We start from the raw sequence: 16,815 nt of genomic DNA on the forward strand, positions 1-16,815 counted from the left end.
TTCAGCTTGCTTCAATGTTGAATGTACCGCTGCCATCGCGAGCAAGCTCGCTCCCACAGGTTTCGACTGCCATTCCCTATAGCCCTCTTGCGTGCGTGGTCCCCATACGATGCAAGTCTTCAACAGTGTTCCCTTTATCGGCGACGGCGTGGAAACAGCCCTCGATCCCCGTCGTTTTCCCTATCTGTTCAACGACCATGGGTTGGCGCAGCCGAGTGTCCAGGTGCGCGGCAACCCGATCCAGCTCAGCCCCGAGAACCCGGCCCTGTCCCTGGGGACTCGATATTCCGGCATCAGCTGGCGGGACCGCGAGGTTGCAACGAACACCGGTTCCTACTGGATCAAGACCTTCGATTTCCACGCCAGCGAAGTGCACTACGCACCGATCTGGGCAACCAGGGAAACGGCGCAAGCTTTTGGCATGACCCTGCTCGGCAACGGCGAATGCCTGCGTTTCGAGTACGACCAACTGATCCTGGGCCAATACACCTACGGCAAATGGGCCGGCCACCAATCGCCCTACCTGGGCCCGGCGCGCCAGCGCGAGCTGCTGACCTACAACCCGACAGACCTCGAATACCACAACTTCCCCCACGCGTTCTTTTCCCGCTACGGACGCTTGCCGCTGGTGATCAGCGTCGCGCGCTGGCGCCCTGCGGCCCGGGAGATTTATCTGGCTGACCTGTGGCTGCAGCCCGGTGATGCATTGGTCCTGCCGCCCAAGCACTACCCCGACATTGCCCCCAGTGACGCCCACGACGTCGAAAACTGGCCGGCCGTCGTGGACATGCATGGCAATCGAAACTCGGCGCTGGCTTGCTGGTTCGGGGAAAGCGAGGACTGTTTGCTGACGGAGACGATCCTGGCCAACTCGACCTTGATGAACTCTCCCCAAGGCAAACCGCACTATCACGAAGAGAAGACGCCGACACGGCATGAGTTACCGGCCAATGACCGACCGTGAGGGTAATGGCATGGCAAGTCAGGCAGAAAAAACCTGGGTTGGCGGGGGCCAGGAAGAACCCGACCTCGGGCGAACGGTTTTTTACTAGGCGTACCTGAGAAATAACGATAAAAATGGCCGGTATTTTTCCCACGAGCCAGCCGTATGAAACGCAAACGAGCGCCGCGCCTGGTCGAATCCCCGTTCCCGACCGCCACATCAGCGCCACGGCACCCGCCCATGTGGGATTGCTCAAACGACGAATCCAGGCCGGGATTCCTGGGCACCATGGTTTACGCTGCGGCGATGTTACTGGCCCTGCCCGTCTACTCGCTGGCAGTGTTTACCATGATGCTGTTCAAGGTCGAAGGCCTGTCGCCCACTCACAAGATGATTATCATGGACCCGCTGGTCATGGCGCTCATGTTCATCAGCGCATTCGCAGCCGTCTGCGTGATCAACTGGCTCGCCTCCGAGCCCGAGGTGCTTGGCTTCTGCTTTGACGAACGCCAGCAGCGCCTCACCTTCACCCAGCGCCGCCCTGCCCGGCAAACCACCGAAGAATGCATACCCTACAGCGATATCTATTACATCAAGCCCTACACCTTGACCACTTTCGCCAACGTGAACCACTTTGAGGTGGGCTACGCCGGGGCCGATGGCAAGCCGATTGCGCTTCGGTTTCGGGTGGATATAACGGTGAAGGAAATGGCGTTCCATGCCACGTGGTTGACGCAGTCGATTGGCGAGAGGATGCAGGAGCTATTGGATCTGGATTTGTAAGCCGCAGGCAGGGAAACTCGCATGCACGGTTCTTGGGGGAGCGCGTGCATGAGGCCATGAAGCCTCCTATACCCCGTGGTTCTGCCCTCCTGGACTGGGAGGGCAAGACTTCCCAGGGAATCAACGAAGTTGTTCGTGCTCCGCAATGTCGGCCAACTTTAAAGCGCAGCCGCTATGGCCATTGATTCTCAAGGCTCTCGCATCCGCGACTTTCAGGGACACCTCAAGCTGCTCCCACGCCGGACGGAAATCCCCCGTTTTAGATAGCTTCACATCAATGAAGTCCGGGCCATATTCAATGGTCCATCTGATCACCAGACAATTTCCGTTTTTCCAGTCATGACTGATGCCGTCATCTTCAAATAACACACCGCTGGAGGCGCCTGAAGGTGCAGGAAAAATCACCAGCTCACGACGCCGATCAAGAGAGGAGTCATTCAGCTTGTGGCACTCACCGGTCGGTATCGCTGTGCCCCCTCGCACCAACAAGGGCAAACGTTCCAAAGGTGCATCCAGAGAAACGTACTGGCCGCCTTCGTACCAACGACCTGTATGCCAGTCGCACCATCCTGTGGCGTTCAGGGGTAGCCACACCTCGCGCTCGCGTGCGCCTTGCTCTACAACGCTGGCGACGAGGACGTCTCGGCCAAGCAGGAACTCGTCGTTTTCCTCGAACGTTTGAAGGTCGTACTCGTGGTCAAGAAACGTTGGTCGCAGAATGGGCTCATCGTCGTGACTGGCTTGCCACAGCAACGTATAGAAATAAGGCATCAACCGGTATCTGAGCCCAATAGCGTCACGGACCGCATCGGTGACCGTTGGATGCATCCATGGCTCATTGACGGTGCCATCGTCGTTCCAGGAGTGAATGGTGAAGCGCGGATGCATCACACCATTCTGGACCCAACGGACAAACAGCTCGGGATCCGGTTTATTACCGGAGAACCCACCGACATCGTGCCCCACGTTGTACAACCCCGACAGGCTCATGCCCAGGCCCATGCGGGTGTTGTAGCGCAGTGTTTTCCAGTGGGTCCGGTTATCACCGCTCCAGGTCTGAACATAACGCTGCATGCCGGCACAACCAGAGCGAGAGATGAGGTAGGGCCGCTCTGACGGCGAAAACCGCTGTTGTGCCTCTAGAGACGCTCTCATCATCAGCAATGCCATGACGGGCCGGATATGTTTGATTGCTATCTCGCGCCCGAAGCCTTGGCAGCGCGCCTCGCCGTCCCACACTTCGAATTCATTGTTATCGTTCCACGTAGACTCAATGCCCAGCTCCAACAGCTGTGACGTGACATTTGACTGCCACCAACTGACGGTGTCCGGGTTGGTGAAGTCCAGATGAGAACCCTCATCGTCCCAGAAGACCGACCGCTCTGGCATGTCGTATTCAGAGTCGGTAATGAACATCTTTTGGCTAGCTACCTCGGCGTAGCGCGGGTGGTCCTGCAGGAGACAAGGCTTTATGTTGGCAATCAGTCTGACGCCGGCCTCCCGGTAGGCCCGGGCAAGCGCCTTGGGGTCCGGGACTTTTTCATGGTTCCAGTTGAACACATAACGCTTTTCGCCAATGGAGGTGTACCCGGATGACAGTTGAAAAGAGTCGCAGGGAATATCGTGCCGACGGCACAGATCCAGAAACTCCAGCAACTGGTCCTGGGCATTGTCGGCATCGGTGTAGTGCATGGTTGAGCCGCTGTAGCCCAGGCTCCATTTAGGCAGAAACAAGGTGCGCCCGGTCAGGCGAACGAAAGCCTTCGTCACATCCAGTATGCGCGGGCCTGCAAGTACCCAGTAATCGAGGTCGCCGGCCTCCGCTTTGTACCGACGGTAGGGTCGGTGATAATTATCCAGCTCGTTACCCAGATCAAACAGGCTGGTGTTCAGGTTGTCATAGAACATCCCGAAGCTGGCGTGTTCCTGGTGCGTGATGACAAAGGGAATATGCTTGTACAGCGGGTCGGTGCTCGCAGCGTCATATCCCATTGCGTCCAGGTTACGCATTTCAAAACGTTTGCCGGCGCGGTTCAAATCGCCGGTTTTCTCGCCGAGCCCGTAGTAGCGATGTTCAGGCGCGCGAAGCTGGTAATGCTCCAGGCCTTCACCATGAGCGTCAAGCGAATAGGCACCGGTGGGCCGATCCGAGACCAACGGCCTCCAGCGCTGGCCATCCTGGTATTCCCACTGTAACCACAGCGGATGATTCACAGTGATGCGGAGTTTTTTGGTGGTGAGCACCAACCGGTCCTGAAACGTTTCAACCTGGTACGCGGGCAAAGAGAAGTCCGCTACCGACTCGCGCGCCCGGCCCTCCCAGGCGACGTCCTCCCGAGGCGCAATGCTCCAGGTCCGATCCAGTGCCAACGCGCCTGCACGCATAAGCAGAACACGCGCCAAACCGTCTTCAAGAATATAGATTCTGAATAGATGTCGACCCTCGACCAGGAGCTCGATGTAGCCTTTTTCCTGGGCCTGTAACGTCCAGACTTTAAGTGACTTCATTGTGCACGCACCGCTTCAGGTTTGGACGCTCTGTCTGCGATAAACAAAATCATGAAAAACGCACCTATAAAATCAAAGAGCCCCATCGCAATGAACAATGGGTTGAATCCTATTTTGTCCACGCTGACACCGATGATCAGCGAGAAAATAAAGCTGGCAATCCAGGCACATGAGCCTCGCATTCCGTTCACCGTCGCCAACTCATCCCGCTCAAACGTTTCGACGACCAGTGCACTTAACATGCAGGAAATAATCTGGTGGCCAAAACCGCCGACTGAAATAAGCGCAATCGCCACATAGGGGTCCTTCACCTGAGTCATCACGGCTAACGAAAACATCAGGAACGCGCCGGTGATTGAACTGGCGACGATCGAGTTCACCCGGGTGCATTTGAAAAATCGATGGTAAGCGCGTGATAGATAACCGCTGGCGATACTGCCCAAGTCCGCGGCCAGAAACGGAACCCAGGCAAACAGTACGATTTGCTTAAGGTCCATTCCTCTTTCGTTGGCCAGATACAGCGGCACCCAAAAGCTCATGACCGCCCATGCCGGTTCTGCCATGAAGGCGGGAAGCGCGATACCGTAAAATCGCTTGTCCCGACCAATCTTTTTCAACGCTTTGAAAAATGGCATTTGCTGGCCGGTTTTTTCGCCGTCTTGTTGAATATGCTTCAACTCATCGGGTGATAAGCGCGGGTGGATGTTGGGGGCGTGGTAGAGCCATCCCCAGACGGCGGCCCAGACCAGGCCAATCCCCCCGGAAATTAGAAATGCGCCCTGCCAGCCCAGAGAGACATGAGCCAGATAGATGATGGGAGGGGCGAGCATCGCCCCCAAAGAAAAGCCGACCCCCGCCCAGCCCGCGGCGATAGGTCGTTCCTTTTTTGGAAACCAGTCCCCTATCGCCTTGGCATTGGCTGGCGTAGCCGCTGCCTCCGAAGCACCCATGAAAAAACGCAGAATTGCCAGATGTACCCAACTCGCTGCCCCGGCATGAAGAAGGCACATCACGGACCATACAACGGCGCATATCACGAAGCCGAGCTTGAGCCCGAGCGCATCGATCAGCCACCCGCAGATGGGTTGGAAAACCGTATAAGCCAGTTGGAAAGAGGCGACCACCCACGAGTATTGTTCAGTCGACATACTGAACGTGGTCTTCAGTTCCGGCGCCAATATGCCTAATGAATTGCGGGTTATGTAGTTTACGGTGACGCCGAGCAAAAACAGGGAAAGCATCCACCAACGCAGATGCGGGATGAATTTTAGCTTGGCCGAAAGTCGAGCATTGCGTTCGATATCGATAGTCATCAAGTCTTCGCCTGTCACCGGATTTTCCGGTGTTTTGTTTTTATTTGAGGCTTGACGCTATGGCACCTGCCCATCATTCGTACAGAAGCAGGCATGTATAAATTTACATTCGCCTCTACCGTAGCGTGGCAGACGCCCAAGGACGCTAGGATTGGTGGTCATTTTCTGCTATGAAAGCCTTTACATAAATTGTCTCAATGGATAAGCCGCGATGGGGAAATTACGCATTGCTGAAATCGCGGCACAGACCGGCCTGTCCATCGCAACGGTGTCGCGGGTGCTTGCTGGTAAATCAAATACCCGTCCGGCCACGAGAGAAATAGTGTTAGCGGCGGCTCGTCAGCAGGGCGTGATGGAAGGCCTCGCCAAGGGTCGTTTCCTACTCAACGGGCTGACCCTCTTCGCGCCCTCGCGGGCCTTCAACGTACGCTCTGATATCTTCTACTACAAAGTTATCCAGGGCATCACGCAGGCGGTAGCGCAGCATGATGTTCGAGTCCGCTACTGTGAGCTCGAAGAGGTCGATAGCGACGCCTTACTGTTTTTGGAAAAGATGAATCAGAAGGACACCGGTGCGGCGATCCTGATTGGTATTGATGATCCGCACATACACCAACTGGCGGCCGACCTCAGCAAGCCGACGGTGTTGATCAACTGCATCGACCGCAGCATGCGCCTGCCCTCGATATCGCCCGACCACTTTTTAATCGGTCATTATTCGATGAATTATCTATTTCAGATGGGCCATCGAAATGTACTGACCCTCCAGTGCCTCAGGCGGTACACGATGGACCTGCGAATACGAGGAATTCGTGACGCATGGAAGGAGCAAAATCTCGATTTTGTCGAAGCGAAACACCTAATCATTGCCGAAGGTTTCGGCAGTGCTGAATCTGAAGCGCGGGTGGCGGCCTTCATGGAAAACTGCGCACCCGAAGACCGACCGACTGCCATCCTGGCCGGGGGCGACTTTATGGCAGCCGGGGCCGTTAAAGCGCTCCAGCATGCTGGCTTGAGGGTTCCTCACGATGTTTCAGTGATGAGCATGGACGGGTTCAATCTGGCGGACATCAACGATATACCGCTCACCACGCTTCACGTGCCTCGCGATGAATTAGGTGCAGAAGCCATAAGGGTATTAAGACAGCAGCTTTTCGAACCGCGATCTCCTCGTGGCAATCTTCTGCTCGGTGGGCAACTCATCACCGGCAGCTCAGTGCGACGCATCAAGCACAGCGCCAAGCAAACGCCGGTCTATCAGAAGATTATTTATGACTGATTTTTACCCTGCCAAAAACGCGAAACCCCCGCAATGCGGGGGTCTCAAGCCTAAACTTTACAGAATAGTCTTAGGTAGGCATTAGAACGGAATATCGTCATCAAAGCTGTCGAAATCCGGAGCAGGCTGCGGCGCGGCCTGTTGTGGCGCCGGGCGTTCGCGTTGTGGCTGTGGCGCCGACTGCTGTGGACGAGGCGCTTGCTGCCGTGGGGCCGGGGCCGACTGCTGGTAGTTGTTGCCACCTTGTTGCTGGTCACCCTGTGGACGGCCGCCCAGCAGTTGCATGGTGCCTTGCATGTCGACCACGATTTCGGTGGTGTAGCGCTTGATGCCGTCCTTTTCCCACTCGCGGGTCTGCAGCTTGCCCTCGATGTACACCTGCGAACCCTTGCGCAGGTATTCGCCGGCGATCTCGGCCACCTTGCCGAACATCGACACGCGGTGCCATTCGGTCTTCTCGACCTTCTGGCCGGTCTGCTTGTCGGTCCACTGTTCGCTGGTCGCCAGACTCAGGTTGGTCACGGCGTTGCCGTTCGGCAGGTAACGAACTTCGGGATCCTGGCCGCAAGTACCGACCAATATGACTTTGTTAACCCCACGGGCCATAACGTTCTCCTAGGCTTCGCACGCGGTCGGGGCCGGGTTGTTCACCAGGCGCTCAAGCGTCGCGCGATCCAATAATTCGGTGTCCAGTTTGATATACACGGCCGCCTCGTCGGCGACCACCACTGCATCGGTTACTCCAACGACGGCCTTCAGACGCTCGGTCAGGCCAGCCTCACGGATCGCCTCGGGCGATAAGGGCAAGCGCAGGCTCGTCACATAGGGAGGTTCGCGCATGGTAACAGCAAAGGCGAACCAAAGTGCAGCCAGCGCGGCGCAACCCAGGAACACAACCGACAAACCGCCATGCTGGAACAGCCAGCCGCCGAGGATCCCGCCCAACGCCGAACCCAGGAACTGACTGGTGGAATAGACCCCCATCGCCGTGCCCTTGCCGCCCGCCGGTGAAACCTTGCTGATCAGCGACGGCAGCGAAGCTTCCAGCAGATTGAACGCAGTGAAGAACACCACCGTGCCAATCACCAGGGCCCGCAAGCTATCGCCAAACTGCCAGAAGAATAGCTCAGTGAGCATCAGCGTCATGACGGCGCCGAGCAAAACTCGTTTCATTTTGCGTCGTTTCTCGCCATAGATGATGAACGGAATCATGGCGAAGAACGAAATCAGCAGCGCAGTCAGGTAGACCCACCAGTGCTGCTCCTTGGGCAGGCCGGCCTTCTCGACCAGGGCCAGCGGCAAGGCTACGAAGCTGGACATCAGCATGGCGTGGAGCACGAAAATGCCCAGGTCCAGGCGCAACAGGTCCGGGTGCTTGAGCGTCGGGATCAGTGCCTGGCGCGCCACGCCGGATTCGCGGTGCTGCAGTGGCCCGGTGGAGCGCGGCACCATGAACGCCACGATCAGGATGCCCACCAACGCCATGGCACCGGTCGCCAGGAACAGGCCCGACAAGCCAAAGGCGCGGGTCAGCAACGGGCCTACGACCATGGCGACAGCGAACGACAGACCAATGGTCATGCCGATCATGGCCATGGCCTTGGTCCGATGCTGTTCGCGGGTCAAGTCTGACAGCAGCGCCATGACGGCGGCGGAAATAGCCCCGGCGCCCTGTAGGATGCGTCCGGCGATCACGCCCCAGATCGAGTCGGCATTGGCCGCCAGCACACTGCCGAGGGCGAAGACGATCAGCCCCAGATAGATGACCGGACGCCGGCCGATGCGGTCGGAAATGACCCCGAACGGGATCTGGAAGATCGCCTGGGTCAGGCCATAAGCGCCAATCGCCAACCCGATGAGGGCCGGGGTCGCGCCCGCCAGGTCCATGCCATAGGTCGCCAGCACCGGCAACACCATGAACATGCCCAGCATACGGAAGGCGAACACCAGGGCCAGACCGCTTGCTGCACGTGTCTCGCCACGACTCATGCGTTCGCTGTGGGGATCTTGCATGGAAAAACCTCATGTGAACCGGCGGCGATTCTACCAGTCCCATCGATTGAGAGGGTATATGGCGACCGTTTGCCGCGCAGTCTTCATGTATGGCTGCAATCGCACCTTCAATAGTGTGCATCCATCCAGTATTTGCCCGTATACTCCTACGTTTTCGACGCCCGCCGAGCGAGGCCACTTTGGACAAGATCCTGATTCGTGGGGCCCGTACCCACAACCTGAAGAACATCGACCTGACCCTGCCACGGGACAAGCTGATCGTCATCACCGGCCTGTCCGGATCCGGCAAATCATCCCTGGCCTTCGACACGTTGTACGCTGAAGGCCAGCGACGCTATGTCGAATCGCTGTCGGCCTACGCCCGGCAGTTCCTGTCGATGATGGAAAAACCCGACGTCGACACCATCGAAGGCCTGTCGCCGGCCATTTCCATCGAACAGAAGTCGACCTCCCATAACCCCCGGTCGACGGTCGGCACCATCACCGAGATCTACGACTACCTGCGCCTGCTGTATGCGCGGGTCGGTATTCCCCGTTGCCCCGACCATGACATTCCCCTGGAAGCCCAGACCGTCAGCCAAATGGTCGACCTGGTGCTGGCCCAGCCCGAAGGCAGCAAGCTGATGCTGCTGGCGCCGGTGATTCGCGAGCGCAAGGGCGAACACCTGATGGTCTTCGAAGAACTGCGAGCCCAGGGCTTCGTGCGGGCCCGGGTCAACGGCAAGCTGTGCGAGCTCGACGAGCTGCCGAAGCTGGATAAACAGAAGAAGCACTCGATCGATGTGGTGGTCGACCGCTTCAAGGTCCGGGCCGATCTGCAACAGCGGCTGGCCGAGTCCTTCGAGACGGCGCTGAAACTGGCCGACGGCATCGCCCTGGTTGCGCCAATGGACGACGAGCCTGGCGAGGAGATCATTTTCTCCGCGCGCTTCGCCTGCCCGATCTGCGGTCACGCCATCAGCGAACTGGAACCCAAGCTGTTCTCCTTCAACAACCCGGCCGGCGCCTGCCCGACCTGCGATGGCCTGGGGGTCAAGCAGTTCTTTGACACCAAGCGGCTGGTCAACGGCGAGCTGACCCTGGCCGAAGGCGCGATTCGCGGCTGGGACAGGCGCAACGTCTATTACTTCCAGATGCTCGGCTCCCTGGCGGCCCATTACAAGTTCAGCCTGGACAAGCCGTTCAACGAGTTGCCTGCTGACCAGCAGAAATTCATCCTGCACGGCAGCGGCTCGCAGAGTGTCGACTTCAAATACCTCAACGACCGTGGCGATATCGTCAAGCGCTCCCACCCGTTCGAAGGCATCGTGCCGAACCTGGAGCGACGCTACCGCGAGACCGAATCGGCCAGCGTGCGCGAAGAACTGGCCAAGTTCCTCAGCACCCAGCCCTGCCCGGATTGCCGTGGCACCCGTTTGCGTCGCGAGGCGCGCCACGTGTGGGTCGGCGAGAAGACGCTGCCGGCGGTGACCAATCTGCCGATTGGCGACGCCACTGACTATTTCGGCGGCTTGAAGCTCACTGGCCGCCGGGGCGAAATTGCCGACAAGATCCTCAAGGAAATCCGCGAACGCCTGCAGTTTCTGGTGAACGTCGGCCTCGATTACCTGACCCTCGACCGCAGCGCAGACACCCTGTCCGGTGGCGAAGCCCAGCGTATCCGCCTGGCCAGCCAGATCGGCGCGGGCCTGGTAGGGGTGATGTACATCCTCGACGAACCGTCCATCGGCTTGCACCAGCGCGACAACGACCGACTGCTCGGGACCCTGAAACATCTGCGGGATATCGGTAACACGGTGATCGTCGTCGAACACGACGAAGACGCCATTCGCCTGGCGGATTACGTGGTGGATATCGGCCCGGGCGCGGGCGTGCATGGCGGGCATATCGTCGCCCAGGGCACTGCCGCCGAAGTCATGGCGCACCCCGACTCGTTGACGGGTAAATACCTGTCGGGCCGGGTCAAGATCAAGGTCCCGGCCAAACGTACGCCGCGCAACAAGAAGTTGTCGCTGACCCTCAAGGGTGCTCGCGGCAACAACTTGCGCAACGTCGACCTGGAAATCCCGATCGGCCTGCTGACCTGCGTGACCGGCGTGTCCGGCTCCGGCAAATCGACGCTGATCAACAACACCCTGTTCCCCCTCAGCGCCACGGCCCTGAACGGTGCCACCACCCTGGAAGCGGCCGCCCACGACAGCATCAAAGGCCTGGAACACCTGGACAAGGTGGTCGACATCGACCAGAGCCCGATTGGCCGTACCCCGCGCTCCAACCCGGCGACCTACACCGGGTTGTTCACACCGATCCGCGAACTGTTCGCCGGCGTGCCAGAGTCCCGTTCGCGGGGCTACGGTCCGGGGCGTTTCTCGTTCAACGTCAAGGGCGGGCGCTGCGAAGCCTGCCAGGGCGATGGCCTGATCAAGGTGGAAATGCACTTTCTGCCAGACATCTACGTGCCGTGCGATGTGTGCAAGAGCAAGCGCTACAACCGCGAGACCCTGGAGATCAAATACAAGGGCAAGAACATCCACGAAACCCTCGAGATGACCATCGAGGAGGCCCGGGTGTTCTTCGACGCGGTGCCGGCCCTGGCGCGCAAGCTCCAGACGCTGATGGATGTAGGCCTGTCGTATATCAAGCTGGGGCAGTCGGCGACGACGTTGTCCGGCGGTGAAGCCCAGCGGGTCAAGTTGTCCCGCGAGCTGTCCAAGCGCGACACCGGCAAGACCCTGTATATCCTCGACGAGCCGACCACAGGCCTGCACTTCGCCGATATCCAGCAATTGCTCGACGTGCTGCACCGCCTTCGCGACCACGGCAACACCGTAGTGGTGATCGAACACAACCTGGACGTGATCAAGACCGCTGACTGGCTGGTGGACCTGGGGCCGGAAGGCGGCTCCAAGGGTGGCCAGATCATCGCCGTAGGGACGCCGGAACAAGTGGCCGAGATGAAGCAGTCCTACACCGGCTACTACCTCAAGCCGCTGCTGGAACGTGATCGGGACTGATTTCACCCGAGCACGAAAAAGCCCCTGTCATCTCATCGATGGCAGGGGCTTTTTGTTGTTTCCCTGTGGGAGCGAGCTTGCTCGCGATAGCGGTGGATCAGCCAGCACAAACGTGACTGATATACCGCTATCGGGAGCAAGCTCGCTCCCACAATAAATACATCAGAACTGCGACTGCAGGTAGTTTTCCAACCCGACCAGCTTGATCAGGCCCAACTGCTTCTCCAGCCAGTAGGTGTGGTCTTCTTCGGTGTCGTTGAGCTGGATCCGCAGGATCTCGCGGGTCACGTAGTCGTTGTGCTGCTCGCAGAGCTCGATGCCTTTGCACAGCGCTGCGCGGACTTTGTATTCCAGGCGCAAGTCGGCGGCGAGCATGTCGGGCACGGTGGTACCGACGTCCAGGTCATCGGCGCGCATGCGTGGCGTGCCTTCGAGCATCAGGATCCGGCGCATCAGCGCATCGGCGTGCTGCGTCTCTTCTTCCATCTCGTGGTTAATACGTTCGTAGAGCTCGGTAAAACCCCAATCCTCGTACATCCGCGAATGGATGAAATATTGATCACGGGCTGCCAGTTCGCCTGTCAGCAACGTGTTGAGGTAATCGATTACGTCTGGGTGACCTTGCATCGCCCTACATCTCCACAAGCTTTTAAAGGTTGTAGTTTGAACCAAGCGGACCGCAAGGTCACTGCCTCAACGCAACAAAAGCGAAGAAAATCCGAGAAAACCAGGTTAAATAACGCAAAAACCGCCCTAATGAGGGCGGTTCTGCTTCTCGTTTAGACTTAGTTAAGCGCTACACCCAAGGCTTTTGCGATGCCCTCTCCATAGGCAACATCGGCCTTGAAGAAATGCTGCAACTGACGGTCAACCACATCTGCCGACACACCGCCCATCGCACCGGCGATGTTGCTGATCAACAGCGCCTTTTGCTCATCGCTCATCAAGCGGAACAGCGCACCAGCGTGGCTGTAGTAGTCGGTGTCTTCGCGATGATCGTAACGGTCCGCCGCACCACTGAGGGCCAGTGCTGGCTCCGCATAACGCGGGGCCTGCTTCGGCGATTCCACGTAGCTGTTAGGCTCGTAGTTCGGTGCCGCCCCGCCATTGCTGCCAAACGCCATGGCTCCGTCGCGCTGGTAGGTATTGACCGGACTGCGCGGCGCATTCACCGGCAATTGCTGGTGATTGGTGCCCACACGGTAGCGGTGCGCATCAGCGTAAGCGAAGACACGGCCCTGCAGCATGCGGTCCGGCGACAGCCCCACCCCTGGCACCATGTTGCTAGGGCCAAACGCCGCCTGCTCGACTTCAGCAAAGTAATTCAGCGGGTTACGGTTGAGCTCGAGCACGCCGACTTCGATCAACGGAAACTCTTTCTGCGACCAGGTCTTGGTCACGTCGAACGGATTCTCGTAATGCGCTGCGGCCTGGGCCTCGCTCATGATCTGGATGCAAACGCTCCATTTCGGGAAGTCACCGCGCTCAATGGCGTTGAACAAGTCACGCTGGGCGTAATCCGGGTCCGTCCCCGCCAAACGTGCAGCCTCTGCCGGCGCAAGGTTCTTGATCCCTTGCTGGGTCTTGTAGTGCCACTTCACCCAGTGGCGCTCACCCTGTGCGCTGATCAGGCTGTAGGTGTGGCTACCGAAGCCGTGCATGTGGCGGTAGCCATCCGGAATACCGCGATCGGAAAACAGAATGGTGACCTGGTGCAACGCCTCTGGCGAATGCGACCAGAAATCCCACATCGCCTGGGCGCTTTTCAGGTTGCTTTGCGCAAGACGTTTCTGGGTGTGGATGAAGTCTGGAAACTTCAATGGATCACGGATGAAGAATACCGGCGTATTGTTGCCAACGATGTCCCAGTTGCCTTCCTCGGTGTAGAACTTCAGGGCGAAACCGCGCGGATCGCGTTCAGTGTCGGCCGAACCACGCTCGCCGCCCACAGTGGAGAACCGCAGGAAGGTGGGCGTCTGCTTGCCAACGGATTCGAACAGCTTGGCGCTGGTGTACTGGGTAATATCCCGGGTGACGGTGAATGTACCGTAGGCGCCCGAGCCTTTGGCGTGCACACGGCGCTCGGGGATGTTTTCGCGGTTGAAGTGAGCGAGCTTCTCGATCAGGTGAAAGTCGTCGAGCAGCAATGGGCCGCGCGGGCCGGCGGAACGAGAGTTCTGGTTATCGGCGACTGGCGCGCCGCTGGCGGTCGTAAGCGTTTTGGTCTGGCTCATGCTCAATCTTCCTAGGTCGGTCTTTGAACTGCCGGCTAATCGGCTGGAAGGGAGTATCGATCAACAACCATGACGCCGACAAATTCATTAAATTGCGGACATCCATAGAAAATATCTACCAACAACCCCCGCACCGATAGTGCCACCGACGTCCAGCTAAAACTTGTACGAATAGAGCATTCTTACGCCCACAAAAAACCGGGCACTGGGCCCGGTTCTTCGTTACAGACTGTCGTCTTACTCGGCGCTTACAGCTTCGCCGGCAGTAGCACGATCAACCAACTCGACGTACGCCATAGGCGCGTTGTCGCCAGCGCGGAAACCGCACTTGAGGATGCGCAGGTAGCCACCCTCACGGGTAGCGTAGCGCTTGCCCAGGTCGTTGAAGAGCTTACCAACGATAGCTTTCGAACGAGTACGGTCGAAAGCCAGACGGCGGTTAGCCAGGCTATCTGTCTTGGCCAGAGTGATCAGCGGCTCAGCAACGCGACGCAGTTCTTTGGCTTTCGGCAGTGTAGTTTTGATCAGCTCGTGCTCGAACAGCGACACCGCCATGTTTTGAAACATGGCCTTGCGGTGCGAGCTGGTGCGGCTCAGGTGACGACCACTTTTACGATGACGCATGGTTCATTCCTTACCAAACACAACGTTCGGTGATTACGACGATCAGGCAGTCGCCTTGTCGTCCTTCTTAAGACTTGCAGGCGGCCAGTTGTCGAGGCGCATGCCGAGGGACAGACCGCGGGAGGCCAGAACGTCCTTGATTTCAGTCAAGGATTTCTTGCCAAGGTTCGGAGTCTTCAACAGCTCTACTTCGGTACGCTGAATCAGGTCGCCGATGTAGTAGATGTTTTCCGCCTTAAGGCAGTTAGCCGAACGTACAGTCAGTTCCAGATCGTCAACCGGGCGAAGCAGGATCGGATCGATCTCGTCTTCCTGCTCAACAACCACTGGCTCACTGTCACCTTTGAGGTCGACGAACGCAGCCAACTGCTGTTGCAGGATGGTTGCAGCGCGGCGGATAGCCTCTTCAGGATCCAGGGTACCGTTGGTTTCCAGATCAATAACCAGCTTGTCCAGGTTGGTACGCTGTTCGACACGGGCGTTTTCCACCACGTATGCGATACGGCGAACCGGGCTGAACGAAGAGTCAAGCTGCAAGCGACCGATGCTGCGGCTTTCGTCTTCATCGCTCTGACGCGAGTCTGCCGGTTCATAACCACGACCACGAGCTACGGTGAGCTTCATGTTCAGGGCGCCGTTAGACGCCAGGTTAGCGATTACGTGATCGGGGTTAACGATCTCGACATCATGATCCAGCTGAATATCGGCAGCGGTAACCACCCCCGAACCCTTCTTCGACAAGGTCAGCGTAACTTCGTCACGACCGTGCAGCTTGATAGCCAGACCTTTAAGGTTCAACAGGATTTCAATTACGTCTTCCTGTACACCTTCGATGGCGCTGTACTCATGGAGCACACCGTCAATCTCGGCCTCGACTACTGCACAGCCGGGCATTGAGGACAACAGGATGCGGCGCAGCGCGTTGCCCAGGGTGTGGCCGAAACCACGCTCGAGAGGCTCGAGTGTGATCTTGGCGCGGGTTGGACTGACAACCTGCACATCAATATGGCGGGGTGTCAGGAACTCATTTACCGAAATCTGCATGGATGCACCTATTTTCTAGCCCTTACTTGGAGTAGAGCTCGACAATCAGGCTTTCGTTGATGTCGGCGGACAGATCACTGCGAGCAGGAACGTTCTTGAAAACGCCCGACTTCTTCTCAGTGTCTACTTCTACCCATTCTACGCGGCCACGTTGGGCACACAGATCGAGAGCTTGGACAATGCGAAGTTGGTTCTTTGCTTTCTCGCGAACAGCAACCACGTCACCAGCACGAACCTGGTAGGACGGAACGTTTACGGTCTGACCGTTAACGCTGATCGACTTGTGCGATACCAGCTGACGAGATTCGGCACGAGTAGAACCGAAACCCATACGGTATACAACGTTGTCCAGACGGCATTCGAGCAGTTGCAACAGGTTTTCGCCGGTTGCGCCTTTCTTGCCAGCAGCTTCTTTGTAGTAGCCGCTGAATTGACGCTCGAGAACGCCGTAGATACGACGGACCTTCTGCTTTTCACGCAGTTGGGTGCCGTAGTCGGACTGGCGGCCGCGGCGTTGGCCGTGGATACCAGGTGCTGCTTCAATGTTGCACTTCGATTCGATCGCGCGCACGCCGCTCTTCAGAAAAAGATCGGTGCCTTCGCGACGAGCGAGTTTGCATTTTGGACCAATGTAACGAGCCATTCTTTACAATCTCCTGGATTACACGCGGCGCTTCTTCGGCGGACGGCACCCGTTGTGCGGGATTGGCGTCACGTCGGTGATGCTGGCGATCTTGTAGCCACAGCCGTTCAAAGCGCGGACTGCGGATTCACGACCTGGACCTGGCCCCTTGACGTTGACGTCGAGGTTTTTCAGGCCGTATTCCAGCGCAGCTTGACCAGCACGTTCAGCAGCTACTTGAGCAGCGAACGGGGTGGACTTGCGGGAACCGCGGAAACCCGAACCACCGGAGGTAGCCCAGGAAAGAGCGTTACCTTGACGGTCGGTAATGGTCACGATGGTGTTGTTAAAAGAAGCATGGATGTGGGCGATGCCATCAACCACTGTCTTTTTAACTTTTTTACGAGGACGAGCAGCAGGTTTTGCCATGATTAAATT

Annotated in this window: 14 protein-coding genes; 4 read left to right on the forward strand and 10 right to left on the reverse strand. The window is 58.0% G+C overall.

Annotated elements, in window-relative coordinates; translation table 11 throughout:
- The first annotated feature begins 109 nt into the window (after window positions 1-109).
- Window positions 110-964, forward strand: a complete 855-nt coding sequence (locus tag KI237_RS27080; RefSeq protein WP_212797800.1) for a hypothetical protein — start codon at window positions 110-112, stop codon at window positions 962-964.
- A gap of 144 nt (window positions 965-1,108) precedes the next feature.
- A complete protein-coding gene (locus tag KI237_RS27085) occupies window positions 1,109-1,726 on the forward strand; it encodes a hypothetical protein (protein ID WP_212797801.1) in 618 nt (205 codons plus the stop codon).
- 120 nt (window positions 1,727-1,846) lie between these two features.
- On the opposite strand, the gene KI237_RS27090 is transcribed toward KI237_RS27085, so the two are convergent.
- Together KI237_RS27090 and KI237_RS27095 are read right to left on the reverse strand one after the other, a co-directional pair.
- Window positions 1,847-4,234 (reverse strand): glycoside hydrolase family 31 protein, encoded by a 2,388-nt coding sequence (locus KI237_RS27090; RefSeq protein WP_212797802.1) that lies wholly within the window; start codon window positions 4,232-4,234, stop codon window positions 1,847-1,849.
- A complete protein-coding gene (locus KI237_RS27095; RefSeq protein WP_212797803.1) occupies window positions 4,231-5,547 on the reverse strand; it encodes an MFS transporter in 1,317 nt (438 codons plus the stop codon). The genes KI237_RS27090 and KI237_RS27095 overlap by 4 nt, the downstream gene beginning before the upstream one ends.
- A gap of 211 nt (window positions 5,548-5,758) precedes the next feature.
- On the opposite strand from KI237_RS27095, the gene KI237_RS27100 reads away from it, so the two are divergent.
- Window positions 5,759-6,826 carry a LacI family DNA-binding transcriptional regulator gene (locus KI237_RS27100; RefSeq protein ID WP_212797804.1) on the forward strand — a complete coding sequence of 356 codons (1,068 nt, stop codon included), beginning with the start codon at window positions 5,759-5,761 and terminating at the stop codon, window positions 6,824-6,826.
- An 81-nt stretch (window positions 6,827-6,907) separates the two neighbouring features.
- Here KI237_RS27100 and KI237_RS27105 read toward each other — a convergent pair whose 3' ends face one another.
- Both KI237_RS27105 and KI237_RS27110 read right to left on the reverse strand, forming a co-directional pair.
- The gene (locus KI237_RS27105; RefSeq protein WP_025215748.1) at window positions 6,908-7,432 is read right to left on the reverse strand and encodes a single-stranded DNA-binding protein; all 525 of its coding nucleotides are present in this window, start codon (window positions 7,430-7,432) and stop codon (window positions 6,908-6,910) included.
- Between the two features lie 9 nt (window positions 7,433-7,441).
- Window positions 7,442-8,839 carry an MFS transporter gene (locus tag KI237_RS27110; RefSeq protein ID WP_212797805.1) on the reverse strand — a complete coding sequence of 466 codons (1,398 nt, stop codon included), beginning with the start codon at window positions 8,837-8,839 and terminating at the stop codon, window positions 7,442-7,444.
- 179 nt (window positions 8,840-9,018) lie between these two features.
- Here KI237_RS27110 and uvrA point away from each other — a divergent pair, with 179 nt between their 5' ends.
- The gene (gene uvrA / locus KI237_RS27115; protein ID WP_212797806.1) at window positions 9,019-11,853 is read left to right on the forward strand and encodes an excinuclease ABC subunit UvrA; all 2,835 of its coding nucleotides are present in this window, start codon (window positions 9,019-9,021) and stop codon (window positions 11,851-11,853) included.
- Window positions 11,854-12,015: 162 nt separating this feature from the next.
- Here the strand turns inward: uvrA and bfr are convergent, their stop codons facing one another.
- The 6 genes from bfr to rpsK all read right to left on the reverse strand — a co-directional run bounded on the left by bfr (window position 12,016) and on the right by rpsK (window position 16,806).
- Complete coding sequence (gene bfr, locus KI237_RS27120; RefSeq protein ID WP_058543338.1) at window positions 12,016-12,480, reverse strand: bacterioferritin; 465 nt, start codon at window positions 12,478-12,480, stop codon at window positions 12,016-12,018.
- A 158-nt stretch (window positions 12,481-12,638) separates the two neighbouring features.
- Window positions 12,639-14,087, reverse strand: a complete 1,449-nt coding sequence (locus tag KI237_RS27125) for a catalase (RefSeq protein WP_212797807.1) — start codon at window positions 14,085-14,087, stop codon at window positions 12,639-12,641.
- 237 nt (window positions 14,088-14,324) lie between these two features.
- On the reverse strand, window positions 14,325-14,711 hold the full coding sequence (gene rplQ, locus KI237_RS27130; protein WP_003176402.1) for a 50S ribosomal protein L17: 387 nt from the start codon (window positions 14,709-14,711) through the stop codon (window positions 14,325-14,327).
- A 42-nt stretch (window positions 14,712-14,753) separates the two neighbouring features.
- The gene (locus KI237_RS27135) at window positions 14,754-15,755 is read right to left on the reverse strand and encodes a DNA-directed RNA polymerase subunit alpha (protein ID WP_003186012.1); all 1,002 of its coding nucleotides are present in this window, start codon (window positions 15,753-15,755) and stop codon (window positions 14,754-14,756) included.
- Window positions 15,756-15,777: 22 nt separating this feature from the next.
- The gene (gene rpsD, locus KI237_RS27140) at window positions 15,778-16,398 is read right to left on the reverse strand and encodes a 30S ribosomal protein S4 (RefSeq protein ID WP_003176404.1); all 621 of its coding nucleotides are present in this window, start codon (window positions 16,396-16,398) and stop codon (window positions 15,778-15,780) included.
- A gap of 18 nt (window positions 16,399-16,416) precedes the next feature.
- Window positions 16,417-16,806, reverse strand: coding sequence for a 30S ribosomal protein S11 (rpsK, locus tag KI237_RS27145; protein ID WP_002555466.1), 390 nt, complete (start codon window positions 16,804-16,806; stop codon window positions 16,417-16,419).
- Window positions 16,807-16,815: the final 9 nt, after the last annotated feature.

Source organism: Pseudomonas sp. St316 (assembly GCF_018325905.1).
Classification (GTDB): domain Bacteria; phylum Pseudomonadota; class Gammaproteobacteria; order Pseudomonadales; family Pseudomonadaceae; genus Aquipseudomonas.